This window comes from Methylomusa anaerophila, from assembly GCF_003966895.1.
GTDB classification, from domain to species: Bacteria; Bacillota; Negativicutes; order Sporomusales; family Sporomusaceae; genus Methylomusa; species Methylomusa anaerophila.
In genome coordinates this window covers 2,435,216-2,461,951 of the sequence record NZ_AP018449.1, presented here as the reverse complement: position 1 = coordinate 2,461,951, position 26,736 = coordinate 2,435,216, and the positions used below count along the sequence as shown (strand labels likewise).

The following is a 26,736-nucleotide window of genomic DNA, read 5'->3' as shown; positions in this document are numbered from 1 at the left end:
GAGAAAGAATAAGAGGAACGTTGAAAAACATAAATCATAAACCCCTCTGCGTCCTCCGCGCTCTCTGCGCCTCTGCGGTAAAACGTTCTCCAAATCTTATTTCATATCGTCAGATGCGAATAATTCCCGTCATTTTTTCGGGGTCACTACGAGCCTGCTGCGCCCTTGGGCGTCAACGACTTTATTGTCCAGACGGATGGTTACCGTCTTGCCGGTAAGGGTGTTGCCTTCCTGAATAGCGCGCGCGTTGCCGCTTAATACGATTTTGCTGTCTCCCTTAGGCTGGCCGTAATAAACAGCTTCATCGGCGGTAGCGTCCAGTTGGCGGGCTTCACTGACAATATGCACATGCCCCGTGCCGACAGCCCTGTCCTCATTTAAATAAGCCTCCAGTTTATCGGTCGTCATGATGCCGTCAGTTGTCTCCAGTCTGGCATTACTGGGAACGATTGCGTACTGACGGTCGATATAATAGTCCACCTGCGGTCCGTACACCCGGTTTTCACCCTTGGTCAGCACTGCGTCGCCGGCAGCAACCAGACGGGTGTTGCTGTCATAAGACCGAACTTCGGCCGCGATCAATGTGGCGTCATCTTTTACAGCTTTGACGCCCCCGGTAATATATCCTTCTTTCGTTTTGACGTTGTATTCAGCCCTGGTCCCGGTGATAATGGATTTTTCCTGAGTAATTGTTACGTTGCCGGCGGCAGTCATAATACCGTTTACCGAATCATATTCGATGGTATCCGCCACCATTTCAACCGGACTGTTCTTGGCCTCCCCCTGAGCTGCAGGCGCTGCGTAAGGACCAGGAACAGCGATAAATAAGGCCAGCGCCGCCAGGCATACAAGGCCGGCTGTTTTCATGCTTTTCATTGTTCGTTTCTTTTTATCTCCCGGCATTGGGTGTCCCTCCCGTCAGTACCCGGGCATTGCCCTGTACTTTTACTTTTTCCATACTGGCATCCGTCTCAATAGTATCCCCGGTGATGATGGTATCGCCCCGGATAAGCTTAATGCCGCCGGTACCGGAAAATACTTTGTTCTTATCCGACCATTTGGCCTGAGGGGCGGTAAAGACTGCCCCATCACTGGCGGTAGCCTGAATGTCTCCCTGGAGGCTAATATCTTTGGTTTTGGTGTCCAGTACAGCTTCTTTGGCCACAATATCGATCTTACCGCCCTTTTCCTGATAAAAGACGCCTTTAATATTTTTAAGGGTGGCGATGTTTTGGCTGGTATCGGCTTCAATGATTTCCGCGCTTAACTCCCATATTCGCTTGCCATCCTTCTCTTCCACAATGGTACTGCCGGAAAAAGTCAGATTGGGGATACTCTGTTTACCGGCGGCCTGACTGTCCGGCGGCGCTGGCGGTAAAGGCTCTTCTTTCAAAAAGTAATACAGCCCGCCAACAAGAAAGATCAGCCCGCAGGCAATGGCAATATATGCTGTTTTGTGCAAAACTTCACCTGCTTTCCTCCGACCCCTGATAATCAGTATTCCAGCGTTTCCTTGCCCACAGCCATTCATCCGGGTGGGCTTTCACCGCATCCTCGATAATTTTGGTCATACGGACAGTGAGATCGTATAAATCGGCTTGCGGATCACCGGTATCGGCAAAGTAGATGGGAGGCTGGATGGTTATGCGATGGCGCCCGTCCGCTTCCCGGACGATAAACCCCGGTACAACCGGGCATTTGAATTTCCGGGCAAATACCGCCGGCCCCAGAGGCGTAGATGCCATCTTGCCTAGAAACTCGACAAAAACCCCATCCTTGCCGGCATCCTGGTCAGCGAAAAATCCTAAAAGCTTGCCTTTTTTCAACGCCCTGGCCGCCCTCACAATCTCACCGGTGCCACTGGCAAATATTTCGATGCCGAACATCTGCCGGTATTCGTTTAGAATCCGGGTATGCTGATCATTGGGCTGGTTCTTGACAATATCAGCCACCGGGAAGCCATTCAGGGCCAGCGCCGCGCCAAACCACTCCCAGTTTCCCAGATGAGCGGTTAAGAATACAACTCCTTTACCCTGCGCCAGAGCTTGTTCCAGGTAGTGGCGATTCTCAATGGTTACATAACGCTTTATTTTATCCGGATTGAGGGCCGGCGTATAAAACACTTCGCAAAACGTCTGTCCCAGTTTGATGAATGATCGCTTAATAACTGCGGCCGCTTCTTCTTGGCTTAATCCCAGTCCTTCCCTGATTTGCTTGATTGCTCGCCGGCGCTGCCTGCCGGCAGTGTGATAATACAACCGGCCCAAAATTTCACCCAAAAGCAGAACGGCAGGATATGGCAACAGGCATACCGCACGACTGATAGCTTTTAATGTATAATATTGCCACTTAAACGGCATGCTGCCGCTCCTCTCCCCCTGAGACTGTCTAGCATCTGAACATTTTGCAACAGTCTTTTAATTGTGTAACAGTCCCTTTATTGAGTAAGTTCAAAGCGCCCGGGATTCATGTAGGCGGCGATCAGACCGTCCCACTGTCCCTGAGCTTTTAATATAAATTCAAGTATTTCCCTGACAGCGCCTCTGCCGCCTTGGCGGTTGGCTACATAGCGGGCAACCGACTTTACTTCGGCGGCGGCGTTGGCTACGGCGCAAGGCAGGCCAACCCGGCACATGACCGGCAAATCATTGATGTCGTCACCCACATAAGCGATTTCATTGAGAGGCAGGCTGTATTTCTGCATCAGATCATGGAGAGCCGTTACTTTATCCTGGGCTCCCTGATAGATATGGGCAATTTTGAGTTCGTCGCCCCGGCGGCGGACGATCTCGCTTTCCCGCCCGGTAATGATCGCTGTCTTGAGTCCGGCCTTATGGGCCAGCGCTATGCCTAAACCGTCCTGGCTATTAAACTCTTTGCAGGCTTCCCCGTCCGGTCCGATAACGATCTGCCCGGTAGTTAACACACCATCAACATCGAAAATAATCAGTTTTACCTGTTGCGCCTTTTGCACGCTACTAATCATTATACCACTCCCTGGCGCAACAAGTCAGTAAGGTGAATAATGCCAATCGCCTGCGATCTATTTTCCACCACCGGCAAAACAGTAATCGGGCGGGGTTTGTTCTTCTCCATAATGCTGAGGGCCTCTGCCGCCAGCTTGTCTTTGGTGATAGTCCGCGGGGTCCGGGTCATCAGTTCGGTAACCGGTTTATCAAGAAAATTATGTCCCCGTTCCAGGCCGCGGCGAATATCGCCATCCGTGATTAAGCCAATCAGCCGCCGCATTTCCAGATCTTCCACCACCAGGGTGGCGCCCAGTCCTTTGGCCGTAATTACAAATAATGCTTCTTTGACTGTTTTGCCGGGAGTCACCAGCGGGACATCATTGCCGCTCCACATGATGTTTTCTACCGTCAAGAGGAGTTTTCGCCCCAAAGAACCGCCCGGATGATAGAGGGCGAAATCTTCCGGGGTAAATTTCCTGGCCGATAACAGCGCTACAGCCAGGGCATCGCCTAACGCCAAGGCAGCTGTGGTGCTTGCTGTCGGCGCCAGCCCTAACGGGCAAGCTTCCTTAGCGACGGATACATCCAAAAACAAGTCGGCGTTTTGGCTCAGCGTGGACTGTTCCCGGCCGCACATGACAATGATGGCGGCCCCGATGCGCTTAATGGAAGGTAAAATGCTGATTATCTCATTGGTTTCCCCACTATTGGATATGGCTAATATGACATCGTCAGGCGTTACCATCCCCAAGTCACCGTGAATTCCTTCCGCCGGGTGAAGAAAAAAAGCCGGTGTTCCGGTACTAGCCAGGGTAGCGGCGATTTTCTTGCCGATTAAACCCGACTTTCCCATACCGGTCACAATAACCCTGCCGCGACAATTGAGAATCATCTCAACCGCCGCAGCAAACCGCTCATCTATGCGCGGTATGAGGCTGAGAATGGCCTCAGCTTCAATGGCCAAACAGGCGCGGGCTTCCTCGATTGACATAGAAAACTCCTCCATATTATGGTTGCTAATAAACTTTGCCGAACTTCGTTGCCAAAGTCTCGGGTCCTTAACGCCTCAACCACTGCTCAGCCTATTAATGCCACGAACTGCTTAGAAATCGTTAGATGCTAGGCGCGACGAGGACCGGAACTCCGGCGTACTGGTTGTACGCCGGAGTGAGGACCGCAGGAGCAACGACGCAGATGACGGTTTATAAGCAGTTCCCCACTTTATGTCTCCTAATTACATTATCTATAGCCAGAACATCTTTCAAAACATCTTCCAGTTGGTTTATATACAGCATATTGGGTCCGTCGGATTTGGCTTCCGGCGGGTTGTCATGAACTTCCATAAACAAAACGTCAATGCCGGCAGCGACGGCGGCCCGGGTAAGATAAGGCACAAACTCCCGCTGCCCGCCGGAGCTGGTTCCTGCTCCGCCCGGCAGCTGGACGCTGTGCGTGGCGTCAAAAACAACCGGATACCCCAGCGACCGCATCAGGGGCAAAGACCGGAAATCCACAACCAGGTTGTTGTAACCGAAAGTCGCGCCCCGCTCAGTTAACAGAATGTTCCTATTCCCGGCCTCTTCGATCTTGGTAACCACGTTTTTCATGTCCAGAGGCGCCAGAAACTGGCCTTTTTTTACATTGATGACTTTGCCGGTACGGGCTGCCTCGTACACCAGATCAGTTTGCCGGCAAAGAAAGGCGGGAATCTGGATAACGTCCAGCACCGCCGCCGCCGCTTCCACTTGAGATATGCAATGAATATCACTCAGAACGGGAACACCCAGTTCCTTTTTTATCCGGGCAAGCATGGCAAGTCCCTCTTCCAGGCCCGGGCCGCGGAAGGAATGATAGGACGACCGGTTGGCTTTGTCATAGGAAGCCTTAAAAATATAAGGCATGTGCAGGCGATTGGCAATGGCTTTAATGGCGCGGCCGATGTTAAGCGCCCGTTCGCCGTCTTCCAGGACGCAGGGGCCGGCAATTAAAGCCACGGGGTTTTGGCCGCCAACCTGGAAATCAGTAATACTGACTGGCTGTACTGCGTTCATAACGTGCCTCCTAAGTTTTCGTTTTTTTTATTGGTTATATTTGTCGCTTGTCAGCCTCTGCCTGAAAGTAAGCGTTGACTGCCGCCAAATCTTCGGGAGTATCGACACCGATGCATTTAAAGTCGGTCGGCAATACTTTTATGCGGTAGCCATGCTCCAAAGCCCGCAATTGTTCAAGGGATTCGGTCTGTTCCAGCGGTGTCGGCTCAAGAGCGGCAAAGGTGAGCAGAAAATCGCGCCGGTAAGCATAAATGCCTACATGTTTATAAACCGGTGTCATTCCCCCGGGATTACAAGGCAGGTTCCGGGGATACGGAATCAGGGCGCGGGAAAAATAAATAGCGTATCCCTGCAAATCCGTCACTACTTTCACAGCGCTCGGCAGGCCATACTCCCTCGGGTCCATTTCGGTCATCAGCGTCGCCATCTGAAGTCCGGGATCATCATCAAAAGTACCGGCTAAGAGATCGATCACTTCCGGGGCAATCAGCGGCTCATCCCCCTGAATGTTTATGACGATATCCACAGCGGGATACTGCCGGGCGACTTCCGCCAGCCGGTCGGTACCGGTGGGATGGTCGGCAGAGGTCATAATGGCGTCACCGCCAAAAGCTTTTACTGTATCATACACCAATTGATGATCGGTAGCCACCAGTACGCCGCCGGGACGCTTTGCCATCTTCGCCCGTTCGTAGACATGCTGAATCATGGGTTTTCCCGCAATAGGCGCCAGCGGTTTGCCTGGCAGACGAGTAGAGTGATAGCGGGCAGGAATGATGCATAAGGTGTTCATGAATAAAACCTCCAACTCCTGGGTATTCAGAAGCCAGAATACTTCGCCGAGAAAACCGTTTCATTCCGACTCCTGACTTCCGACTTCTCAATGCAGGCTCCATTTTTCGTTACTTCTTTGACCATGTCCATAAATTCCGCGTATCCGTCATGAAACCGGACCTCAATTGACAGCACATATACCGGCAATGGGCGTTCCGAGTGAATAAATTCCGAAGGAATTTTCACAGCGTCCTTTTCGGTGGTTACCAAAGCCCAGACGTCATTATCCACCGCTTTTTGCATAATGTTCTGCATTTCGGCCATGGTATAATCGTGATGGTCCGGAAAACGGACAGATTCCTTTACTTCCGCTCCCAGGTCGGTGATAGTTTGTTCAAAGGAAGAAGGATTGCCAATGGCCGAAAAAGCAAGTATCTGACGGCCGCGGCTGGCCTCAAGCGGTACTGTTTCGGGACGAACGCCTTTGTACCATTCCTCAATTTCGATGAAGCACTGCGGCGTGTGCGTGCTCTCGACAACTAACGAATGTTGGTTGTACTTTGCCAAAGTTTCCCGAATGGTCTCCCGGGCGATACCCGTTGACTGGTCAACTTTAGTCAGCAAAAAGGCATGAGCCCGGTTGAGGCTGTTAAGCGGCTCCCGTAAAGTGCCGCGGGGCAATAAAAAGTTATTGCCAAAAACGTTGAGAGTATCGATAAGCACTATATCCAGATCCCGGATTAACTGCCAGTGCTGGTAACCGTCATCCAAAATAATAACTTCCGCCTTAAATTTACTGACCGCATATTCACCGGTAACGGCCCGGTCCCGGCCGATGACAACCGGAACTCCCGGCAGGTTTTTCGCCAGCAGATATGCTTCGTCCCCCGCTTCCGACACTGTCATATAAATCTTTTTCCCGTCGGAAACCAGTCCGATTTGCCCTTTCCAGGCGGCGCGGTAGCCACGGTTTAAGATTACCACCCGGTAACCCATATCCCGGATAATGGCGGCCAAACGCTGAGCTGTGGGGGTTTTCCCGGTTCCGCCGACAGTAACGTTACCCAAGCTGATTACTTTACAGGGAAGCTTGTGACGTTTCAGTATACCTTTTTGATAAAGGCTGAGTTTAATACATACGACCCAACCATAGAGAAGCGAAATCAAACGAAGTATGCCGAGCAGTATATCCGGCAGTATCCCCCGCTTTTCGCCATATACTAATTGATATAAATATACCTGTAGAGTTTCACGGTCACGCATAATTGTTCCGCCTTTTTTAAGACTTAGTCTCTAACAATTCCTTTAAGTGCCGGGCGCTTTCTCGTGCTGCTCCCTGGTTTTCCCGGATGATATTTAATGCTTGCCGGCCCATTTCCTCCCGCATCGCCGGATTCTCCAGCAGTTCCAGGATTTTCTCGGTTAAGCCGGCATTGTCATAGACAGTCTCGCAAGCTCCCCTGCCGGAAAGCAGGGCATAGGTGTCTTTAAAATTAAACATATGGGGGCCTACAATAATGGGTTTGCCGTGAGCCGCCGGTTCCAGGATATTATGTCCCCCGGTAGCTGCCAGACTGCCGCCGACATAGATAATGTCGCCAAGTCCGTAAATTTTACCCAATTCCCCGATGGTATCAATGACAATCACGTCACAACCGCCCGTTAGCTCAGGTTTCTCCTTCATTAAAGTGCGTCGGCGGGCGGTAAAACCGAATTTTGCAGCGATATCGATAAGCTCGTCCGCCCTCAGTATTTCCCGGGGAGCCAAAATCAGAGCGGTGCCGGGAAACTTAATCCGTATCTGCTCAAAAGATGTTAACAGCAGTTCTTCCTCACCTTTATGGGTGCTGCCGGCCACAATGACCCGGCGATCATCGGCCAAGCCCAACTCCCGCCGGAGAACTTCCCTTTCTGCCGGGCTGATTTCAGTATAATTTTGATCAAATTTGGTATTGCCGGTCACGACTACCCGTCGCGGGTCGGCGCCTAATTGGATAATATACTGGGCATCGATAGTAGATTGCATACAGTACTTAACCACCGTATTCAACATATCCTTCAAAACACCAAAAAGGTAGGTGTAACGCTTCAGACTTTTATCACTGATGCGCCCGTTTACCATCATGACCGGAATGCCTAAATTACGGGCAGCTTTTAAAAAATTGGGCCACAGCTCGGTTTCCACCAGCAGAAAAACCATCGGCCTGATTTTTCTCACTACCATATAGCTCAATCTAGGTATATCCAGGGGAAAGAAAATGATGCCGTCGGCTTCGGGAATGATCCGCTTGGCCATGACATAACCGCTGGCGGTGACCACCGAAATCATAATGGTAGCCTGCGGCATTTCACGCCGTATTTCTTTGACAATGGGACTGGTTGCCACGATTTCGCCTACAGAAGCCGCGTGCAGCCATATAGCGTTTTTATCGGCAACCTTGGTCAAAGTATCTGCCGGCAAAAAACCGAAACTTTGGCGTAACCGTTCGCTGAATCCTTCCTCCCGGATGAGACGGTAGGCCAATACCGGCACAGCCAGTATTAGCACACACACAGCCAGAAGATTGTAAATAAAGTACATGGCAGTTACCTCGCTTTGAATCTATAACCTAATTGGAGGAACCTTTTACCGCCGAGACGCACAGAGAACGCGGATTGGAATGCTACACATCGGCAAATTGCACTTGATAGAGTTTATTGTAGAGACCGCCTGAAGCTACGAGTTGAGCATGAGTACCCCGCTCTACAATCCGCCCTTTGTCCATGACCAGTATAAGGTTGGCACGCTGAACAGTTGAAAGACGGTGGGCAATTACAAACGAGGTCCGGCCAACCATGAGCTTATCCAAAGCTTCCTGGACAAGCTTTTCACTTTCGGTGTCCAAAGCGGAGGTAGCTTCGTCCAGGATGAGCACCCGCGGATTTTTCAAGATAGCCCTGGCAATAGCAATCCGTTGCCGTTGTCCACCCGACAATTGGGAACCGCGCTCCCCGATGGGCGTATCGTAACCTTGCGGCATTTCCATAATAAAATTGTGCGCGTTGGCGGCTTGAGCGGCAGCCACTACTGCTTCCCGGGCAGCGGCCAAGTCACCGTATAGTATGTTTTCATAAACAGTACCGTTAAACAGCACCGTTTCCTGCGGTACGATACCAATTTGCTCCCGTAGAGATTGTGATGTGACCCTTTTTATATCCGTATTGTCAATTAAAATTCGCCCTGCCGCCGGATCGTAAAACCGCGGTATCAGATTGGCGATGGTAGTCTTGCCCGCACCGCTTGGTCCGACGATTGCCACCATTTGTCCCGGTTCGGCCAGCAGGGAAATATCTATGAGCGCCGGTTCGCCGGTTTTATAAGCAAAACTGACCTTGTCAAACTCCACCCGTCCTTTGATAACCGGCAGCTTAGCGGCCCCCGGCTCATCCTGAATTTCCGGTTCGGTATCCAATACCTCAAATACACGCTGAGCGGCAGCCAGGGCCCGTTGGATATTCCCGTAGCCATTGCTGAGCCGCTTCATAGGATTGGTGATATTCACGACATAGATGAGGAAAGCAATCAGCGACCCGGAAGTCAGATTACCGTTGATTACTTCCAGACCCCCATACCAAATAATTACTGTTACCCCAACGGCTCCCAGAAATTCAATAACCGGTGTCAATGTTGCCATAAGTTGAGCAGTTTTCATCTGGGCCCGGAAATTCCGGTAGTTTTCCCGCCCGAATTTTTCTATTTCAAAATCTTCCCGGGCAAAAGACCTGATCACCCTGACAGCGGCAATGGTTTCCTGCAGCACGGAGGTAATTTCAGCAGCCCGCTCCTGCATAATCATGCTGGATTTTCTCAGCTTTCTGCCAAAAATATTGATAGCTTGAATAACCAGCGGCAAAGTAATCAAAGTTAACAGCGTCAATTTCCAGTGAATAAAGAACATAGCGGCCAAAGACCCGATCAGGATGGTGCACTCGGTTACCATTGCAATGGCGTTTTCCACCAAAGCCGCTTGCAGCGCCGCTACATCATTAGTGATATAACTCATGATGGATCCGGTCTGGGACCTTTCGAAATAAGACAATGAAAGACGCTGCAGGTGCCGGTACAGCACTTCCCTGATATCAATTACTACTTTTTGCCCGATATAGGACATAAGGTAGGTTTGACTGAAGAAGAAAGCCCCGCGCAGCAAGAATACCACCACAATGCCGACTGTTATGAAATTCAGCATGGCCATATTCTTTTCCGCCAGTACTTCATCGATAACATCCCGGATAATCCACGGCACGTATAGATTGCCCCCGGCGGCAAGCAGTGTGCATACCAGAGCCACGACTAATCTGGGCCAGTAGGGTTTTACATAGGACAATAAACGCCAATAAAGATTCATAGTCAGTACCTCGCTTAAGGCTGTTTCAAAACGCCCATCTGCGTTGCCGCACAATCTGCGTTACTGTCATCTGCGACAAGTTAACCTGCGTTGGTAACACCAACGAAATCAGAATCGTGCTCCTGCGGGCGCTCGCTTCACGTACTACCCTGTACTGTTCCGCTCACGTCCCCGCACAAACTAAAGCAAGAGAACGAACTGCACAGAATCGTCGTCACGCCTAGCAGCTGGACATTCTGAACCACCCTTACTATATTACGGTTGCGTGTTTTTAAAACACGCACTTATATTGATATTGCTTTGTTGCGGGCGACCTCCAGTATCAGTTCCGCCACCCGGTGAACAGCTCCTGTCTGTCCCAATTTATTTTTGACTTCAGCCAAATCAGCGCCAGCTGCCGCGCGAACGGCGGGATCGGTTAAAAATCGGATAGCTTCCCGGGCAATATTATCAACGTTAGCATCGCCCTGGATCAACTCCGGCATGATTTTTCGCCCGGCAATAATATTCGGCAGCCCGATATAAGGGATCTTTATCATTAATCTGCCCAAATAATAGGTAAGAGGCACCAGCTTATAAATAATGATGCTGGGCAGCCCCATCAGGGACGCCTCCAGTGTAGCCGTACCGGAAGCGGCAACTGCTACGCCGGCGATACCCATCAAGTCATAGCTGCGGTCAGTAGTTAAAACTATCGGCACCTGACAGGGTTCAATATTATTTTGCAACATTTCCCGGGAAATTGTCGAGGCTACCGGTAAAAAAAATTGACAATCCGGTACTTTTTCAACAATCTTAAGGCAGGCGGCGAGCATCGCCGGCAGCAGCTTGTCAATTTCCTGCTGACGGCTGCCGGGCATCAATAATACGATCGGCCGGGATTCCTGCGCCCCAAAATACCGATAAGCTTCTGCTTTCGACATGCTTGGTTTAACAATATCCAGCAGCGGATGACCGACAAAGGTCACATCCGCGCCGGCTTCTTTATATACATCGGCTTCAAAGGGAAAAATGGCCGCAACTTTATTAACCGTTTCGGCCACTTCTTTTGCCCGGCCCCGGCCCCACGCCCAAGCGGAAGGGCTGATGTACGATACTACCGGAATGCCTTTTTGTTTGGCAACTTTGGCCAAGCGGGTATTGAAGCCGGGATAATCGATTACTACCAGCACATCCGGCTGCTCGCGGTCCATCACGTCGGCCAGCATGTCTCTTAACCGAAATAATTTCCGTAAATTTTTTATCACTTCCACCAGACCTATAATGCCCAAATCGGCAATATCGTACACTATCTCCACGCCGGCGGCCCGCATGGCCTGGCCGCCCATGCCGATCAGTTTGATGTCAGGTTCAATGAGTGTTAAAGCATTGGCGACGCTAGCCCCGTGCAAATCGCCGGAAGCTTCGCCGACAGAAATCATAATTTTCAGTGTTAATACCCCCTAGGTAGGTGGGAACTGATTATAAACCGCCATCTGCGTTGTTGTTCCTGTGGTCCTCACTCCGACGTACCACCAGTACGCCTCCGTTCCGGTCCTCGTCACGCCTAGCAGCTGACGATTTCTAATCAGTTCGTGGCAGTAGATTATTCTGGCCGAGACGTGTGGAGGGAGGATAATGGGCGGTTAAACCGTTACCCGTCCGTCTTTACATTGCGACTATCGTAATATCGTGGTCGTCGGCGGTGGTGACGACGGTGGTTTTGTCCATGAGGAGGGTCTTGCCGGCTTCGATGACGAGAGCGGTGGCGCCGGCTTCGATCATGGCAGCAATGGTGGCGGGTCCCACGCCGGGTACATCAAATCTTAAGTCCTGGCCGGGCTTGGCTGCTTTGGCAACGGTCACACCGCCGCGTCCCAGGGCTCCGCCGCGAAGGATACAGGCGTCGGTGCCTTCAATGGCTTCTACCGCCATAACGGCCCGATTTTTTACAACTACTGTCTGGCCAATGTCCAGTCCGCCGATGTGACGGGCCATGGAAAAACCGAACTCCATATCGGCTCTTTCCGCAGCGGTTGGCTGGCGCTTGGTCAGCACCCCGGCGGCCGGCATAAGCTGCCGCAAGAAAGCTGTCTGATCCAATACGCCGATACCTTCCGCCGCCAGTTCATGCACAACTGCCAGCATAATGGTATCATCACTGTGATCGTTAAGCCCCGCCAATAGTTTCCGCATGCGCAGATCCAGACTGGCTGCCCCGCTAAACATAAGTTCCTTGGTCACCTTCCCCAGCATAGTCACCTGCGTGACACCGGCGCTTTTAAGAGAAGATATTAATTTGTCCAGTTCACCGGCGCTAATGGTAAAATACTTGTCGGTTACCATGGCCAGCTCCCCATCCACTCCCGGCACAACAGCAACAGCAGTCACGGCAAAGCCCATGCCGCAAGCGGCACGGGCAAATTCAACCGGTAACCGGCCCACGCCGGCAATCAATCCGATTTTATCCATTTCACATTCCACCTGTATCTATAGTATACCAAATTACGCTCTCTCCTATGACAACCCCCACCCCAACAGTTGCTGTTCAGCCTCACAATTTCCTACCGCCACGAACTGCTTAGAAATCGTCAGATACCGTTGCATATAAAAAACTTATTGCAATGAAATTTGCTGATTACGGTTCGATTATCATAGTCAGACCGAAGGCACGACGAGGAACCGCAGGTTGCGCGAGTTATTCAGCACTCTCTATCTTAATGAGTAATAAACTTGTATCCGCTAGCTTATGAATTGCCACGAACTGCTTAGAACCGTTGCATATGAAAAAAACTTATTACAATGATATTTGCTAATTACAGTTCAAACTATCATAGTCAGACCGGAGGCGCGACGAGAACCGGAACGGAGGCGTACTGGCCGTACGTCGGAGTGAGGACCGCAGGAGTAACGACGCAGATGGCCGTTTATAATCAGTTCCCCGCTTAACAGGCGAACAGTTTACTCTGCCTGTTCTTTGCGCCCTCTGCATATCCCCCGCTCAGCGTTACGAAGGAAACGCAGCAAATGTTCAACTTCTTCACAGGATTCCAGGTCCTGCTCCATAACCGCGATAGCCTGGGCAAGACTTAACCCTGAACGGTACAGAATCTTATAAGCTTTTTTCAAATTACGGCGAGCTATTTCGCTGACCCCGGCACGGGATATTCCCACATTGTTAAGACCGCATACTTTGGCCGGATGACCATCAACAATGACAAAGGGCGGGATATCCTGAACCACCTTGGAGCCGCCGCCGACCATGGAATTACGACCGATTTTCACAAACTGATGTACGCCGGACTGGCCGCCAATTACGGCCCGGTCTTCCACGATCACGTGTCCGGCCAGCATTGCGCCACTGGACATAATCACGTGACTACCCAGGATACAGTTGTGGGCAACGTGAGTGTAAGACATCAGGAGGCAGTTGGCGCCGACCCGGGTTTCCTGCCCTTCACCGGTAGCCCTGTTGACTGTTGCAAATTCTCTGATTGTGGTATTGTCACCAATGTAAACGTAGCTTTTTTCCCCACGGAACTTAAGGTCTTGCGGCTCGGCGCCAATGGAAGCGCCGGGATAAACGACACAGTCTTTACCAATTTTACTCCAGCCGTCAACAACGACATGAGCGCCAATTTGCGTACCGTCATCGATCAGCACATTCTCACCAATAACCGCATACGGCCCAATTTCCACATCTTTGCCAATGCGGGCATTAGGATGAATAACCGCTGTTTCATGTATTTTCCGCAAAGGTATCACAACCGTTTCCGGTTTCATAGCAAATCACTCCTACTCTAGAGCTTTATAAATATAATGCGTATCTGTTCTCCATCCATTGATACTTATAGTCCGACTGACCAGTCCGAATTTGGCGCGCAATATTCAGTTGAATTCACGCAGAATTCACCAATTTGGGAGATAATAAAAGGTTTTTCTCTATGTTATACTGGTTCTCTCATCATTAATTATAATATCACCTTCTCAGCTTGATGATAAAGCAAACAAAAACTCCGCTTCGGCGACAATTTGCCCCTCAACGAAGGATTCAGCCCATACTTTGCCTATCAAGCCGCGAAGTTTAATAATTTCGGCTACCAAAGTAATCTGATCTCCCGGCGTTACCTGCTTCCTGAACTTTACTCTGTCCATACCGGCAAATAGAGCTATTTTGCCCCGATATTCCTCAGGGTATAGCATAGCTATACCGCCAACCTGAGCCATGGCTTCCAGCAGAAGCACTCCTGGCATTACAGGTCTGCCGGGAAAATGTCCTTGAAAAAACTGTTCGTTAACTGTAACACACTTGATTCCCACAGCCCGTTTCATCGGCTCAAGTTCAACGATCCTGTCCACAAGCAAAAACGGATATCGGTGCGGTAAAATATCCTGTATTTCAGCTGCCGTTAATATCATAAACTTTCGCGCCTCCTCATCACACACTCTTGCAAATAAATCTTATAAATTATCTCTTTATCTCTTTATTTCTAACCTTGGCCCTTGGCGGGTTTAAATTTTTTGACAATCTCTTTCGCCAGCGCAGTATTAAGAGCGTGGCTGGATTTCACGGCCACAACATGGCCGCGGATTCGCCCGGCCAATGTCAGATCCCCCAAGACGTCCAAAATTTTGTGCCTTACCAGTTCGTCAGGAAACCGCAATGGAGTGAGAGTCCGGCCATCATCATACACAACCGTGTTTTCCGGGCTGCCCCCCAGCGCTAATCCCTGAGATTTAAGGGCTTCCACCTCGTGCATAAAACCGATGGTACGGGCGGGGGCAATTTCCCGGATGAATACTTCAGGCGTAATTTCGTAGTCGCCAAACTGGACCCCGATCAGCGGATGAGGATTCACGGAAGTAAATGTTATGCGAAAACCAGGGTAAGGCAACACGGCAATAAACTTATCCGGATATCTCACCGCTACAGCTTCGGTGATAATGAGCGGTTCCTCCCGCGGCACATCCACTGCTGCAATCCCCGCCGTCTGAATAATTTCAGCAAAAGGCAAGGCGCTGCCGTCTGCCACCGGCGGCTCAACCGAAGAGATCTCAACCCGGCAGTTGTCCACACCCAAACTATACATGGCTGCAAGCAAGTGCTCCACGGTAAAAACCTTGGCGGCTCCGTTTTCCAGAGTCGTCGCCCGCATTGTATTGGTAACATTTTCAGCCATAGCCGGCACCTCCGGTTGACCATCAAGGTCGGTACGCACAAACACAATACCTGTGTTCGCCGGGGCAGGACATAAAGCAATGGTAACGTCTTTGCCGGAGTGAAGACCCATGCCTGTATAAGTGGTTCGTTGAAGTAGGGTCGTTTGCTGCTCCATCTAGTTTCCTCCGAGTTCCTATTCCGCTCAAAATAATGATACAATTCCAATTAATTCTACAGGAATTTAGTCAATAACGCAAGAGTGTGTTTAGAAAAGACTTCATAATCAGGGCGACAATTCATCTCCCGCCGACGCTCTCACCGGCGGTGAGCAGGGTAGGCGGGAGACTTCTCGTCACACAAGGTTAAATTTCTATGATGCGATACGTTCGCCGGCCAAAGTACGGCTGCTGGTGTTAAGCTGGTATTCGATCAATTCCTTGTACCGCCGGCCAACATCGGAAACGGGATTCACAAATACCCGATGCGGCGCGCCTGACTCTACAATACTCCCCTTGTCCATTAATACGATTCGGTCCGCCACATGCAAGGCAAAGGCAATCTCATGGGTCACCACCAGCATGGTGGTTTCCCGGACGCGAGCCAGTTCTTCCATGACGACAAGAACTTCTCTAACCAGCATAGGGTCGAGAGAAGCAGTAGGTTCATCCCACAACATGAGATCAGGCTCGTAAGCCAAAGCGCGGGCGATGCCTACCCGTTGCTGCTGTCCCCCGGATAACTGGCTTGGCCTATGGTCAACAACCTGGTCAAGACCAACTTTTTGTAAAGCAGCCAGTGACTTTTCATAGGCTTCTTCCCGCTTTAACCCGTCCATGACCAGTCCCAGCATAACATTTTCCACCGCCGTTAAACGGCCAATCAGATTAAATTGCTGGAATACAAAGCCGATACGCTTTCGCACTCCCCGCAATTCTTCTTCACTCAAAAGAGTTACGTCAGTTCCGTCCAGGAAAATGGAACCGCCATCCGGTTCAATCAAGCGGTTAATGGCGCGAATGGCGGTAGACTTGCCGCAGCCGGAAGGCCCCATAATGACTACCGTCTCACCTTTATTGACCGACATACTGAGATTATTTACCGCCACCAGACTGCCGAAATGCTTGTATAAGTTGTTGATCTTCAACAAAAAAGCTCACCTTCTTTGGACTATTCTCCCTTTAAGGGGGGGGAACTGCTTATAAACCGCCATCTGCGTCGTTACTCCTGCGGTCCTCACTCCAGCGTACAACCAGTACGCTTGCGTTCCGGTCCTCGTCACGCCTAGCATCTGACGATTTCTAAGCAGTTCGTGGCATTAGATAACTTCGTTATTAGGTACCCTTTATTTAGATATCCCTTTATTAGATACCACCTTTACTTAAATTTCACTTTGCGGTTGTTCAGTTTGTGCATAAGTCCGGGGCGGCCGCTGGGGATGACGATTTCCCGCATGATCTCGTCAAAGGACATTCCCAGGGCTTCCCCGGCCATAACTTCTTCGGCGGCTATCGGGCTGATTTTCTCAGCGTAGGCGGCAACAATCAAGCCGAGAAGCGCCCCCAGCACCGGCACCCCGATCCAGGGAAGATAGGGCATGCCGCCGCCGGTCAGGAGGAACATGCTGGTAAGCATAACTGCCCCGACAGCCATGCCGTAGCGTCTTTCCGCAGCCGTAAAACCGATGGTGAGTCTTTCATTGACTTTGCGCCAGCCGGTGACCGGATTCTTTTTACTCAGCCGTTTGCGCCTGATTACCGTCATGATGGCGGTATGGTCAAGGCCAAGGAATAATACTGTGGCGATAATTGCCGTCATACCGGCCAGAATACTTTTTATCTCGCCCAGCATTTGTTGGAGCTCAGCGCGGGTATTAGGCTCAATCACGCCTAAATCCGACGAATACAAGGATATATTGTTATGGCCGACTTGTTTTTGCACAATGGGTGTAACTGCATCCACACTAACTTTACTAGTGGTTAAAATTTGGATTCTGGCGCCGGGAATAACCTGTCCGGCAATAAATTTATCCAGCAGTTTAACCGAATGGCTTATTTCTTCGTCCTTAAGATTGGGGACAGCATTTGCCAGGTACTGGATTTGAGCGCTAATGACCGGTACATTCACCTGTCCCAAAACTGCCAAACGAGTGTTGGCATCGGTAAGTCCCGCCCGTGCGCCTTCAACGTTGAATGCCTTTAGGGTATTGATTGTAGTCTGGCCATTGGCAACAACATTGTCAATCGTTGTTTTCGCCTTCCGGCCATTTGCCGCTATATTGTCAAGGGCACTCAAGCTGGAACGGACATTATTTAAATTTCGCTGCGTACTGTTCAAGGAATCAATTGTCGAAGATACATCAGCATTCATTAGTTTCAGCACTTGCAAGGTATTTACCATCCCGCCCAAACTCCGGGATGAGTTATCCAATTGATTTTGAAGGCCGGTGGTATCCAGATTGGCCAAACCGCCGGTGGCGGCCTGAATTGCGCTGCCTGCCGACTGCAAACTGCTTAAGGTCTGCTGCATGCCCTGAATACTGCTGCCGTAATTATCAAGGGCATCAAAGGCAGTGTTGCTGATATTTTTTGCATCCTGGGCGAATCCCGGAATCTGGGCAACCAGTTTGCCGGTATCTGTCAAAGCGCCGCCCAGTTCTTGGCGGGGATTGCGATAAGACACACTAATGCTTTGCGAACCAACCAATCCTTTCTCCAGCTTATACCCTTGCACCCCGGCCGGCGAACTTTCTAACCATGAGGCATCGCCCTGGCTAATTGAACCATCGGCGCTGCCATCGCTGCGTACCTCTGCCACTTCTGCCACAACGTTGCCCTGAACGGGAGCATTACCGGACACCGGGGCGGCAGTCGCATGTCCTTGTAAGACAACGCTATCCCCCTTTTCCAGCTTCGTTCCTGCCGCCGGGGTAATGGTGACTTGGGATGCGTAGGCCTGGAGGAATCTTTTCAACTCGCTCATGGTGCTCACCATATATGTCATATCGTCATTTTTTCCGTCAGTGGAAACATTCTTGGCGTAGTCCAGTTTCAGTTCACTCTGCAGGGCATCGGCAACGTCATCACCCAGGCGAACGGGATTCGCCGGCTCGCTGCCAACGGGAAAACTGATTTCGATTACCTGATATTCCTTTAGCATAGAATTAATTTGAGAGCTTACCCCGGTCATTACATTAACAGAGTCAAGTATTACCCCGATGGAAGCTCCGTCGCGAAACACAAACCGGACGCCTTCGATTTTCATGATACGGTCCATCAAAGTATTTTTGGCGCCTTCCGGAACGCCCCGGATAGTCAGCCGCGGCTCGGTAATAACGCCAACACCGGCGCCGCCGGGAATACTGCCGAATACTTTGGAGAGTTCTTCATAGTTCTTTTGGGTCTTATATTGGTCCGGTAAGGTAATAAAGAAGGTTGTTTTGCCGGTAATGGTTGAACCTTCCTTCATTACAGCTCCCGGATAGACTTCGTCAAGAATCTTTTGTATATGCGCTGCGGAATCTTCCCGCATTTCTTCCCGGACTTGGATTACAATATCCTGCTGCCCATAATCACCCACCAGGCTGGCCACCGTTTTCGAAAAATAAGCGTTTGCCGTCATAGACACCGAGCCGGCCAGCAGTGAGCCCATCAGTACACTGATCAGCACCAGGACCAAAATGTCCCGCTGAAAGCTATTGCCCAGTATTTTCTTGATTTTTCCCAGCTTTATTCTTTTCTTCCTAAACATCCTTCTATTCACCTCATTTCCATGGAAACCATTATATCACGTATATCACTTTTATGTCTACTAGTATATACTTTTTATTGATAAATTTATATACTTTTTCTTTTTCGAAAACAAACAAAACCACAGAGACACTACAAGTTCAGGGATCGCGAAGAAAAATAATCCTTCGCGATCCCTGACTCTGCATCTCTGTGGCTATAGTTATATACTAGAATCCTTTATTCTCTTTTTCGTATCGCTTCATCTCATCAACTGCCACGAACTGCTTAGAAATCGTTAGATACCGTTGCATATGAAAAAAACTTATTGCAATGATACTTGCTAATTACAAGTTCGAACTATCATAGTCAGACCGGAGGCACGACGAGGACCGGAACGCAAGCGTACTGGTTGTACGCTGGAGTGAGGACCGCAGGAGTAACGAAGCAGATGGCGGTTTATAAGCAGTTCCCCCCTTAAAAGGCCAATGATTATCTTGGCGGGGTTTTCCATCGATTATGCAACCAAAACCACTCCGCCGGGTATTTTCGGATATGCTGTTCAATAATACGGGTTAGGCTCTGGGTTGTCGCCAGAATGTCCTGCTCGCGGTTCCCGGTTTTTTCCACCCATACCGGCGGATGAATAATGGCTGTATGCGTTCCATCCCCTTTGGCAGTGATAAAGGCCGGAACGATGGGAGCCCCGTTTAACCGCGCCAGCGCTGCCGCCCCTTGGGGCGTAGATGCCGGACGGCCGAAAAATTCGACGAAAACACCGTTATAATGGTTATCCTGGTCCATCAACAAGCCGACAATCTTTCCCGCTGTAAGAAGTTTAACCATTTCCCGGACACTCTGTTTATAGGTAACATGCATTCCGGCCTGACTGCGGTATTCATTGATAAATCGATCCATAGCCAGATTGGTTTGACGCTGGACAACAGCCGCCAGCGGGAAGCCGTGCATAGCTAACGCGGCGCCAAGTATTTCCCAATTGCCGCTATGGGCGGTGGCCAAAACAGCGCCCTTTCCCTGAGCCAATGCCGCGTCCAGATGTTCCCGGCCCTCTAAAGTAACGTATTGTCCAATATTGTCCCGGTTGAGCCGTGGCATTCGCAGCACTTCCATAAACATGGGACCAAAACGGATAGCGCTTTTTTTAGCAATGTCAGCCGCCTTGCGTTCATCTACGCCCAGACCTGACATGATGTTGTCAATAGCCATCCGGCGCCGCCGTTTTGGCACCAGCGGCCAGCATATATGCCCGGCCGCCATGCCTAATGAGCGTGAAACGGCCGCCGGCAGCAGACAGGCCATACTGCTGAAGAGTTTAACCAGTTGATACAGCATGCGCGTTTCCTTCCAATCTTTTATCGGGTAAAGCTAATCCCAAAATAAGTGTCATGATTTCTGATGCCGGCGTCAACCTTTAGGCCCGGCACAATTGACATCCTGGCGCCATAATTCATTCGTTTCCCATCCCATTCGGCTATCAGACTGGTCGCCGGGAACATATCGCTGCCGGTGATGGCTATGGGGTTAATCGTTTTTTCCAGGGAGGCAAACATACCGTCATAGCGGCCGTTGCCAACCCCGGCGTGAATACGAAAGCCAAAAGGCAGGGCTTTACTCGCCGCAGCGTAATAGGACCGCTCGTCTTCGTTGGTTATGTCCTCAACGCCAACGGATAATCCGGGAGTGAGAACAGTCTCAGGCGCCAGGTTCAATTTGGCGTTGAAATATGTTTGGTTTTCCTTGGCAGAGGAGTTATCGTAGCGGAAGCCGGCCACCCCAATTTCCAGGTTACGCATGAGCTGGGTGTTAAAAGTTCCCACCCCGCCGTCTTGCAAATGATAATAGCCAAGGGAAAACTGTCCTTCACGCATTACATCGGCGGATGGGGTATTGATCAGGCCCGTCGATCCGTTGATGGAAGGAGCGGCATATACCGGAACAGCAGTACATAATGTACATAAAGCTGCTAATACAGCTTTTTTCATCTTAACTTCTCCTCTCTCGTTTAAGCTAACGTAATAAGGAACAAATATAAACAAATATATATGTTTCTTTAACAAAACCCAAATTCCTGCCTTAGATCCCCGTCAATTTATGCCAGGCAACAACCTCCCGCCGCGCAGTAAAATATTATACTTTAGATTCCTTCCGTTCCCGTTCTGCATATATTCATATTGGAAGGAGGAATTTCATGACTAGCAGCACAAATAAGGTAGCCCTGATTACCGGTATCACCGGCCAAGACGGCGCCTACCTTGCCGACTTTTTGTTGCACAAAGGATATATTGTACATGGAATCAAGCGGCGAAGCTCGCTCCTTAATACTGCCCGCATTGATCACTTGTACCATGATCCCCACGAAGAGAAAGTAAATTTCTTTTTGCACTATGGTGATTTAACTGATGCCACCAATCTTATCCGCATCGTACAAGAAACCCAGCCTGATGAAATATACAATCTAGCCGCTCAGAGTCATGTTCAAGTCTCTTTTGAGACTCCCGAATACACGGCCAACTCCGACGCTCTTGGCACACTGCGCCTGTTGGAAGCTATCCGCATATTAAATCTCACTAAAAAGACCAAGTTTTACCAGGCTTCTACCAGCGAATTGTTTGGCAAAGTCCTGGAAACACCGCAAAAGGAAACCACACCTTTTTACCCGCGCAGTCCGTATGCAGCGGCAAAACTATATGCCTATTGGATAACGGTCAACTACCGCGAAGCCTATAGTATATATGCGTGTAACGGAATTCTTTTCAACCACGAGTCGCCAACCCGGGGCGAAACTTTCGTAACCAGAAAGATTACCCAGGCCGTGGCCAAGATCAAATTAGGTTTGCAAAAAACATTGTATCTCGGCAATCTTGATGCTAAGCGGGACTGGGGTTACGCCGGCGATTATGTCGAAGCTATGTGGCTGATGCTGCAGCAGCAGCAGTCCGACGATTACGTAATCGCTACCGGCGACACCCACTCGGTGCGGGAGTTCGTTGACCTGGCGTTTAAAAATGTGGGTATTACGCTTGAATGGACGGGTGCCGGGGTTGACGAAACCGGTATCGACCCGTTAACCGGGAAAGTTTTAGTGCGAGTAGATAAGCGCTATTTTCGCCCCACCGAAGTGGATCTCTTGCTGGGTGATGCCGCCAAAGCCCGCCAAAAACTGGGCTGGGCGCCCAAGGTCTCATTTGAGGAACTGGTACAGCAGATGGTAACAGCCGATCTCAATCTTATTCAACAGCATGGCAATACGAGTAAGTTTCTTCCTGACTGATAAAAAGGTTTAGAACGCCAAGCACGCCAAGAGAACCGTTCCTTTCCCTACTTTACTTCCTTGGTGCTCTTGGCTGTTTGTCGTTCTTGCCGAAGCTATAAAGTCTTATACATAAGAAAGCAGGTGATAACTTGAAGAAAAATGATAAGATTTATGTGGCCGGTCACGCCGGCCTTGTCGGGTCGGCTATTGTGCGGGAACTGCGCCAAGAGGGCTATAGCAATATTGTAGTCAGAACACACTCCGAACTGGATCTTTTAGACCAAAGGGCGGTTCAATCCTTTTTTCGGGCTGAACAGCCCCAGTGGGTCTTTTTGGCGGCGGCAAAGGTTGGCGGTATAATGGCCAACTGTACTTTCCCCGCGGAATTCATCTATAACAATATTATGATGGAAGCAAATATAATTCAAGCTTCGTATGATGCGGCGGCAGCGGGGCTTTTATTTCTTGGCAGTACCTGTATTTACCCGCAAATGGCGCCGCAGCCTTTGAAAGAGGAATATCTCCTCACCGGTCCCCTTGAGCCCACCAATCAGCCGTATGCGGTGGCCAAAATTGCCGGCATCGAAATGTGCCGGGCATTTAATCGTCAGTACCAAACCAAATTTACTGCTGTTATGCCGACCAATTTATACGGCCCCAACGACAACTTTGATTTAGAAACCTCACATGTGCTGCCGGCTCTGATACGAAAGTTTTATGAAGCCAAATCCCGCGGCGAAGATAAGGTGGTTGTCTGGGGATCAGGTAAACCTGTAAGGGAATTCTTATATGTTGATGATTTGGCCAATGCGTGCGTGTTCCTAATGCAAAACCATATTCAACATGACCTGGTCAATATTGGAACCGGTTGGGGTATTACCATCCGCGACTTAGCCGGTATGATAAAAGATGTTGTCGGCTTCAGCGGCGATATGGTTTTTGATTTGTCCAAGCCCGATGGCACCCCAGTGAAAATTACCGATACTTCCCGCCTCAATTCATTGGGCTGGAAGGCAAAAACATCCCTTGCCGAAGGTTTGGCCCTTACGTATGAGTGGTACAGCAATAACACGAAGTAAGAAAGAGGCAGTTTATCTGCCTCTTTATTTTTCCTCTTTATTCTCTAATTTGGCTAAACGCTGCTCCAGATTCCGGATTTTTTTTATCAACTCAGGCAGTTTGCCGATTGCCCCTTCGGCTCTTAGCCATTCTCCATGGGGACGGGCCGGAAAGCCGGCATAAAATGAGTTGGCCGGCACGTCGCTGATGGGAGCCGAGCGAGCGGCAAACACGCAATTGTCGCCGATTGTTAAGTGGCCGGCGCTGCCGGTCTGACCGGCAAAGGTAACATTGCTGCCCACTTTGGCACTGCCGGCAATACCGGTCTGGGCTACAAGAAAACAGTTCTCGCCGATTTCAACATTATGCGCCAAATGTACCAGGTTGTCAATCTTTGTTCCCTGCCGGACAATGGTACTGCTGGTCGTCGCCCGGTCAATCGTCGCGTTGGCGCCGATTTCCACTTCGTCTTCAATAATTACATTGCCCACTTGCGGTACTTTAATATGCTGGCCGTTAAAAGTGACAAACCCAAAACCATCGCTGCCGATTGCAGCGCCGCTATGGATAATCACCCGGTTGCCAACCTGGCAGTTCTCGCGAATGGTAACACCGGGATAAATCAGGGTGTCGCCGCCGATACGCGAGTTATGTCCAATATAGGTATGGGGATAAATGACGGTATTGTTCCCTATGGTAACTCCATCTTCAATTACCGCATAAGCCATCACGGCAACGTTGCCGCCAATGCTGACCCCCGTGCCCAGAATGGCGCTGGGATGAATTTCCCGTTTTACATCAGGCTGTGGCGTGAACAAGTTAAGGAGGGTAACAAAGGCTACCCGGGGATTGGCAACCCGGATAGCAGGCTTAGGGTACTGATATACTGTATCGGGTACAACCACTGCAGCGGCAGGGGAACGTGCCGCCTTGTCAAGGTGAGGCGGCACGGCAAAGGTAATATTGCCGGGTCCGGCGTCTTCAATACCGGTAACGCCGGTTATTTCAATATTTTCAAAATCAGTTTCCCCAAGAATTACGCCTTCAACAAGGGCGGCAAGTTCCTTTAGCGTTTTTTTCACTGAAACAGCCTCTATTCCCTATTGCATTTTCTTAAGGACGTCGTCAGTTACGTCGGTTCCACCGTGAGCAACGCTGGTTTTGTAAAGGACTACCCCCATTTTCTTTTCTTTGCCGACCTGTTCGATGGCTTGTTTAATGCTATCATCAATTTGCGTTTCCAGTTCCTGTTTAGTCTTTAAAAACTCCCCATAAGCCGTTTCCTGCCGTTTTTGATATTCTTCGGCGCTAATATTGGGTTTGTCCTTCTCTAACTGGTCACTCAGCTCTTTACCTTTGGTATTGAGTTGATCCTGAAATTGCTTAATCCTAGGACTATCCGACATAACCTTGTTGACATCCAGCACCCCAACGGTGCTTTGGCCGAAATTACAGCCGCCAAGCAAAATTGTCGCCGCCAATATAGCAACCACAACAAGCGAGAGTTTCACTCTTTTTGACATACCTAAAATAGATTTAACCATTGATCTCATCACGTATATCCTCCAATCATCCGCAATAGCTCACCTTTACTAGGGACCCTGAGCTACGCATTTCTTTAAATTTAGTATGCACAGGAAATTACTTCTTAAACCGTCTCCCGCTCAAGTCCACAAATGCCACGAACTGCTTAGAAATCGTCAGCTGCGAGGCACGACGAGAACCGGAACGCAAGCGTACTGGTTGTACGCTGGAGTGAGGATCGCAGAAGTAACGAAGCAGATGGCGGTTTATAAGCAGTTCCCCACTTAACAGCCACCAGTTTATTTTTTTAACTCGGCAATAACCCAGTCGGTAACATCAACCGCGGCAATATTCATTTTGTGGCCGGCCAATACCGTTTCCAGGCGGTGCTCGGCGGCAACCTTAGCTGTTTTATCCTGGACATCTTTGATAATAGCTTCTTGCAAGACCTGGATCTCCTGCTTCTTCATCTCGAGCTGGTGTTCCAGTTCCGCGATCCGTCCGCCGGCATCGGCTTGACCCAAAGAGTTATTAGGCGCTTGCACAGATCCATTCAATTCTTGCTTAAACGAACGGGCCCGGGCATTCAATTCGTCACTTAGATTTTTGGCATATTCGGCCATTTCCTGTTCAGCGGCAGCCTTATCAGGAGCTAATGCCTCATTAAAGGTATTGGACAATTCCTGCTGGCGGGCGGCAAGCTTTTCCGCCTGTTCTTTTTTTAGCTGCTCCAAAGAATTTTTTAGTTCATTGGCCTCTTTTTCTTCCAGGTGAAGGGTTTGCAATTTTAGTTGGATATTAAAGATTTGCGGTTGATATTCTTTTTCCAGCTCAGCCTCATAAGCTTTCATCTTCTCATCTAAATCGGCGTGAATTTTAGCGGCTTTGGCGTCAAGACGGGCACGCACTTCTTTTTCTTTTGCCGCCATTTTTGCATTATACTCTTGCGTCAGAGCTGCTTGCTGTCCGTCTTGTACGGCAGGAGGGATGGCGGCTGCCGGGGAATCGGCACTATTATTCATACTCAAATGCCGGGTTTCGGTATTTATTTGCTCTACAATAGTCTGAGCTTCCTTTTGGAGTATAGCCCACTCCTCAGCTTTAGGATGGGCTTGAAGGGCTTTATCCATATCAATTACACCAACAGCGGGCTGCGGGGGCAAATTGGGGCCGGGAGACTGTTTCGAAGCACAGCCGGTCAACAGGGCGGCACTCAAACCTAAAAGTCCCAAGAAGCGAAACCACCTTGGAATGCTTGGCAGCACAACGAACCATCCTCTCTAGATTTAACCACGATTTTGAAGAAAGCCGAGCACAACACTAGTACCTAGCAGCTCGGCTAACCAGAACCTATAATCTTAAGAATTATTTACCGGTAAGATTTTTCATTACATCATCAGTCAAATCCTGACCGCCGTAAACGACGTTGCCGGCATCCATTACCACGGCAATGCCCTTAGCGTCGGCAACAGTTTTTACAGCAGCATTTACTTTATCAAAAATAGGGGCTTTAAGTTCCTGCTCTTTGAGGTCCAGCCGCTCCTTCAACTGATTGTAATACTGCTCTTTTTCCTGATCATTCATGCTTTTGGACTTTTCGTCAAAGTCCTTTTTAGCCTGGTCATATTCTGTTTGCATGGTCTGCTGCATCTTAGTCCACTCGGGGTTTTCGGTCACCAACCGGCCATAATTGACTTTACCGATGTTAGAGGAAGTACCGGCAGCTTTGCTGGAGCCGCTTTGGGAAACGGCAATGCCGACTACTCCCAATACAAAAAATGCGACTACGGCAATGGCGATAATTTTGGCGTTTCTCTTGTTTTTGAACACTA

At 49.8% G+C, this 26,736-nt stretch carries 25 protein-coding genes; 2 read left to right on the top strand and 23 right to left on the bottom strand.

Annotated elements, in window-relative coordinates; all coding sequences use genetic code 11:
- Positions 1-129 precede the first annotated feature (129 nt).
- The 19 genes from MAMMFC1_RS11130 to MAMMFC1_RS11040 form a co-directional block, all read right to left on the bottom strand.
- Positions 130-903, bottom strand: coding sequence for an LptA/OstA family protein (locus MAMMFC1_RS11130; RefSeq protein ID WP_232035418.1), 774 nt, complete (start codon positions 901-903; stop codon positions 130-132).
- Positions 890-1,462, bottom strand: coding sequence for an LPS export ABC transporter periplasmic protein LptC (gene lptC / locus MAMMFC1_RS11125; protein ID WP_126308577.1), 573 nt, complete (start codon positions 1,460-1,462; stop codon positions 890-892). Before lptC ends, MAMMFC1_RS11130 begins: the two co-directional genes overlap by 14 nt.
- A gap of 4 nt (positions 1,463-1,466) precedes the next feature.
- Positions 1,467-2,360 (bottom strand): lysophospholipid acyltransferase family protein, encoded by an 894-nt coding sequence (locus tag MAMMFC1_RS11120; protein ID WP_126308576.1) that lies wholly within the window; start codon positions 2,358-2,360, stop codon positions 1,467-1,469.
- 77 nt (positions 2,361-2,437) lie between these two features.
- Complete coding sequence (locus tag MAMMFC1_RS11115; protein ID WP_126308575.1) at positions 2,438-2,986, bottom strand: KdsC family phosphatase; 549 nt, start codon at positions 2,984-2,986, stop codon at positions 2,438-2,440.
- Positions 2,986-3,960: a KpsF/GutQ family sugar-phosphate isomerase gene (locus MAMMFC1_RS11110; protein WP_126308574.1), complete on the bottom strand. Its 975-nt coding sequence runs from the start codon at positions 3,958-3,960 to the stop codon at positions 2,986-2,988. Before MAMMFC1_RS11110 ends, MAMMFC1_RS11115 begins: the two co-directional genes overlap by 1 nt.
- Positions 3,961-4,171: 211 nt before the next feature.
- On the bottom strand, positions 4,172-5,020 hold the full coding sequence (kdsA, locus tag MAMMFC1_RS11105) for a 3-deoxy-8-phosphooctulonate synthase (RefSeq protein WP_126308573.1): 849 nt from the start codon (positions 5,018-5,020) through the stop codon (positions 4,172-4,174).
- Positions 5,021-5,054: 34 nt separating this feature from the next.
- Positions 5,055-5,813, bottom strand: coding sequence for a 3-deoxy-manno-octulosonate cytidylyltransferase (kdsB, locus tag MAMMFC1_RS11100; RefSeq protein ID WP_126308572.1), 759 nt, complete (start codon positions 5,811-5,813; stop codon positions 5,055-5,057).
- 26 nt (positions 5,814-5,839) lie between these two features.
- Positions 5,840-7,057 (bottom strand): tetraacyldisaccharide 4'-kinase, encoded by a 1,218-nt coding sequence (gene lpxK, locus MAMMFC1_RS11095; RefSeq protein ID WP_126308571.1) that lies wholly within the window; start codon positions 7,055-7,057, stop codon positions 5,840-5,842.
- A 16-nt stretch (positions 7,058-7,073) separates the two neighbouring features.
- Positions 7,074-8,375 carry a 3-deoxy-D-manno-octulosonic acid transferase gene (locus MAMMFC1_RS11090; protein ID WP_126308570.1) on the bottom strand — a complete coding sequence of 434 codons (1,302 nt, stop codon included), beginning with the start codon at positions 8,373-8,375 and terminating at the stop codon, positions 7,074-7,076.
- 82 nt (positions 8,376-8,457) lie between these two features.
- Positions 8,458-10,182: an ABC transporter ATP-binding protein gene (locus MAMMFC1_RS11085; protein ID WP_126308569.1), complete on the bottom strand. Its 1,725-nt coding sequence runs from the start codon at positions 10,180-10,182 to the stop codon at positions 8,458-8,460.
- A 284-nt stretch (positions 10,183-10,466) separates the two neighbouring features.
- Positions 10,467-11,603: a lipid-A-disaccharide synthase gene (gene lpxB / locus MAMMFC1_RS11080; protein ID WP_126308568.1), complete on the bottom strand. Its 1,137-nt coding sequence runs from the start codon at positions 11,601-11,603 to the stop codon at positions 10,467-10,469.
- 226 nt (positions 11,604-11,829) lie between these two features.
- Positions 11,830-12,633, bottom strand: a complete 804-nt coding sequence (locus tag MAMMFC1_RS11075; protein WP_126308567.1) for an LpxI family protein — start codon at positions 12,631-12,633, stop codon at positions 11,830-11,832.
- Positions 12,634-13,122: 489 nt separating this feature from the next.
- Positions 13,123-13,944, bottom strand: coding sequence for an acyl-ACP--UDP-N-acetylglucosamine O-acyltransferase (gene lpxA / locus MAMMFC1_RS11070; RefSeq protein ID WP_126308566.1), 822 nt, complete (start codon positions 13,942-13,944; stop codon positions 13,123-13,125).
- A 204-nt stretch (positions 13,945-14,148) separates the two neighbouring features.
- Positions 14,149-14,580 (bottom strand): 3-hydroxyacyl-ACP dehydratase FabZ, encoded by a 432-nt coding sequence (gene fabZ / locus MAMMFC1_RS11065; RefSeq protein ID WP_197723803.1) that lies wholly within the window; start codon positions 14,578-14,580, stop codon positions 14,149-14,151.
- 71 nt (positions 14,581-14,651) lie between these two features.
- A complete protein-coding gene (lpxC, locus tag MAMMFC1_RS11060; protein ID WP_126308565.1) occupies positions 14,652-15,497 on the bottom strand; it encodes a UDP-3-O-acyl-N-acetylglucosamine deacetylase in 846 nt (281 codons plus the stop codon).
- 195 nt (positions 15,498-15,692) lie between these two features.
- Complete coding sequence (locus MAMMFC1_RS11055) at positions 15,693-16,469, bottom strand: amino acid ABC transporter ATP-binding protein (protein WP_126308564.1); 777 nt, start codon at positions 16,467-16,469, stop codon at positions 15,693-15,695.
- A gap of 227 nt (positions 16,470-16,696) precedes the next feature.
- Complete coding sequence (locus MAMMFC1_RS11050) at positions 16,697-19,069, bottom strand: hypothetical protein (RefSeq protein ID WP_126308563.1); 2,373 nt, start codon at positions 19,067-19,069, stop codon at positions 16,697-16,699.
- 470 nt (positions 19,070-19,539) lie between these two features.
- Positions 19,540-20,400: a lysophospholipid acyltransferase family protein gene (locus MAMMFC1_RS11045; RefSeq protein WP_126308562.1), complete on the bottom strand. Its 861-nt coding sequence runs from the start codon at positions 20,398-20,400 to the stop codon at positions 19,540-19,542.
- A gap of 20 nt (positions 20,401-20,420) precedes the next feature.
- On the bottom strand, positions 20,421-21,050 hold the full coding sequence (locus MAMMFC1_RS11040) for a YjbH domain-containing protein (RefSeq protein ID WP_126308561.1): 630 nt from the start codon (positions 21,048-21,050) through the stop codon (positions 20,421-20,423).
- Between the two features lie 206 nt (positions 21,051-21,256).
- On the opposite strand from MAMMFC1_RS11040, the gene gmd reads away from it, so the two are divergent.
- Together gmd and MAMMFC1_RS11030 are read left to right on the top strand one after the other, a co-directional pair.
- The gene (gmd, locus tag MAMMFC1_RS11035) at positions 21,257-22,339 is read left to right on the top strand and encodes a GDP-mannose 4,6-dehydratase (RefSeq protein WP_126308560.1); all 1,083 of its coding nucleotides are present in this window, start codon (positions 21,257-21,259) and stop codon (positions 22,337-22,339) included.
- 131 nt (positions 22,340-22,470) lie between these two features.
- Entirely contained in the window at positions 22,471-23,400 is a 930-nt protein-coding gene (locus MAMMFC1_RS11030; RefSeq protein ID WP_126308559.1) for a GDP-L-fucose synthase family protein, read from the top strand.
- Positions 23,401-23,424: 24 nt separating this feature from the next.
- Here MAMMFC1_RS11030 and lpxD read toward each other — a convergent pair whose 3' ends face one another.
- The 4 genes from lpxD to MAMMFC1_RS11010 form a co-directional block, all read right to left on the bottom strand.
- On the bottom strand, positions 23,425-24,462 hold the full coding sequence (gene lpxD / locus MAMMFC1_RS11025) for a UDP-3-O-(3-hydroxymyristoyl)glucosamine N-acyltransferase (RefSeq protein ID WP_126308558.1): 1,038 nt from the start codon (positions 24,460-24,462) through the stop codon (positions 23,425-23,427).
- An 18-nt stretch (positions 24,463-24,480) separates the two neighbouring features.
- Positions 24,481-24,933, bottom strand: coding sequence for an OmpH family outer membrane protein (locus MAMMFC1_RS11020; RefSeq protein WP_232035417.1), 453 nt, complete (start codon positions 24,931-24,933; stop codon positions 24,481-24,483).
- Positions 24,934-25,203: 270 nt separating this feature from the next.
- Positions 25,204-26,169: a hypothetical protein gene (locus MAMMFC1_RS11015; protein ID WP_126308557.1), complete on the bottom strand. Its 966-nt coding sequence runs from the start codon at positions 26,167-26,169 to the stop codon at positions 25,204-25,206.
- A 100-nt stretch (positions 26,170-26,269) separates the two neighbouring features.
- Positions 26,270-26,734 carry an OmpH family outer membrane protein gene (locus tag MAMMFC1_RS11010; protein ID WP_232035416.1) on the bottom strand — a complete coding sequence of 155 codons (465 nt, stop codon included), beginning with the start codon at positions 26,732-26,734 and terminating at the stop codon, positions 26,270-26,272.
- Positions 26,735-26,736: the final 2 nt, after the last annotated feature.

What these genes read in the sequence shown, in the direction of transcription:
- MAMMFC1_RS11130 (WP_232035418.1), bottom strand. Translation starts at nt 903, where the DNA reads ATGCCGGGAGATAAAAAGAAACGAACAATGAAAAGCATGAAAACAGCC.
- MAMMFC1_RS11120 (WP_126308576.1), bottom strand. Translation starts at nt 2,360, where the DNA reads ATGCCGTTTAAGTGGCAATATTATACATTAAAAGCTATCAGTCGTGCG.
- MAMMFC1_RS11115 (WP_126308575.1), bottom strand. Translation starts at nt 2,986, where the DNA reads ATGATTAGTAGCGTGCAAAAGGCGCAACAGGTAAAACTGATTATTTTC.
- MAMMFC1_RS11110 (WP_126308574.1), bottom strand. Translation starts at nt 3,960, where the DNA reads ATGTCAATCGAGGAAGCCCGCGCCTGTTTGGCCATTGAAGCTGAGGCC.
- kdsA (WP_126308573.1), bottom strand. Translation starts at nt 5,020, where the DNA reads ATGAACGCAGTACAGCCAGTCAGTATTACTGATTTCCAGGTTGGCGGC.
- kdsB (WP_126308572.1), bottom strand. Translation starts at nt 5,813, where the DNA reads ATGAACACCTTATGCATCATTCCTGCCCGCTATCACTCTACTCGTCTG.
- lpxK (WP_126308571.1), bottom strand. Translation starts at nt 7,057, where the DNA reads ATGCGTGACCGTGAAACTCTACAGGTATATTTATATCAATTAGTATAT.
- MAMMFC1_RS11090 (WP_126308570.1), bottom strand. Translation starts at nt 8,375, where the DNA reads ATGTACTTTATTTACAATCTTCTGGCTGTGTGTGTGCTAATACTGGCT.
- MAMMFC1_RS11085 (WP_126308569.1), bottom strand. Translation starts at nt 10,182, where the DNA reads ATGAATCTTTATTGGCGTTTATTGTCCTATGTAAAACCCTACTGGCCC.
- lpxB (WP_126308568.1), bottom strand. Translation starts at nt 11,603, where the DNA reads ATGATTTCTGTCGGCGAAGCTTCCGGCGATTTGCACGGGGCTAGCGTC.
- MAMMFC1_RS11075 (WP_126308567.1), bottom strand. Translation starts at nt 12,633, where the DNA reads ATGGATAAAATCGGATTGATTGCCGGCGTGGGCCGGTTACCGGTTGAA.
- lpxA (WP_126308566.1), bottom strand. Translation starts at nt 13,944, where the DNA reads ATGAAACCGGAAACGGTTGTGATACCTTTGCGGAAAATACATGAAACA.
- fabZ (WP_197723803.1), bottom strand. Translation starts at nt 14,580, where the DNA reads ATGATATTAACGGCAGCTGAAATACAGGATATTTTACCGCACCGATAT.
- lpxC (WP_126308565.1), bottom strand. Translation starts at nt 15,497, where the DNA reads ATGGAGCAGCAAACGACCCTACTTCAACGAACCACTTATACAGGCATG.
- MAMMFC1_RS11050 (WP_126308563.1), bottom strand. Translation starts at nt 19,069, where the DNA reads ATGTTTAGGAAGAAAAGAATAAAGCTGGGAAAAATCAAGAAAATACTG.
- MAMMFC1_RS11045 (WP_126308562.1), bottom strand. Translation starts at nt 20,400, where the DNA reads ATGCTGTATCAACTGGTTAAACTCTTCAGCAGTATGGCCTGTCTGCTG.
- MAMMFC1_RS11040 (WP_126308561.1), bottom strand. Translation starts at nt 21,050, where the DNA reads ATGAAAAAAGCTGTATTAGCAGCTTTATGTACATTATGTACTGCTGTT.
- gmd (WP_126308560.1), top strand. Translation starts at nt 21,257, where the DNA reads ATGACTAGCAGCACAAATAAGGTAGCCCTGATTACCGGTATCACCGGC.
- MAMMFC1_RS11020 (WP_232035417.1), bottom strand. Translation starts at nt 24,933, where the DNA reads ATGAGATCAATGGTTAAATCTATTTTAGGTATGTCAAAAAGAGTGAAA.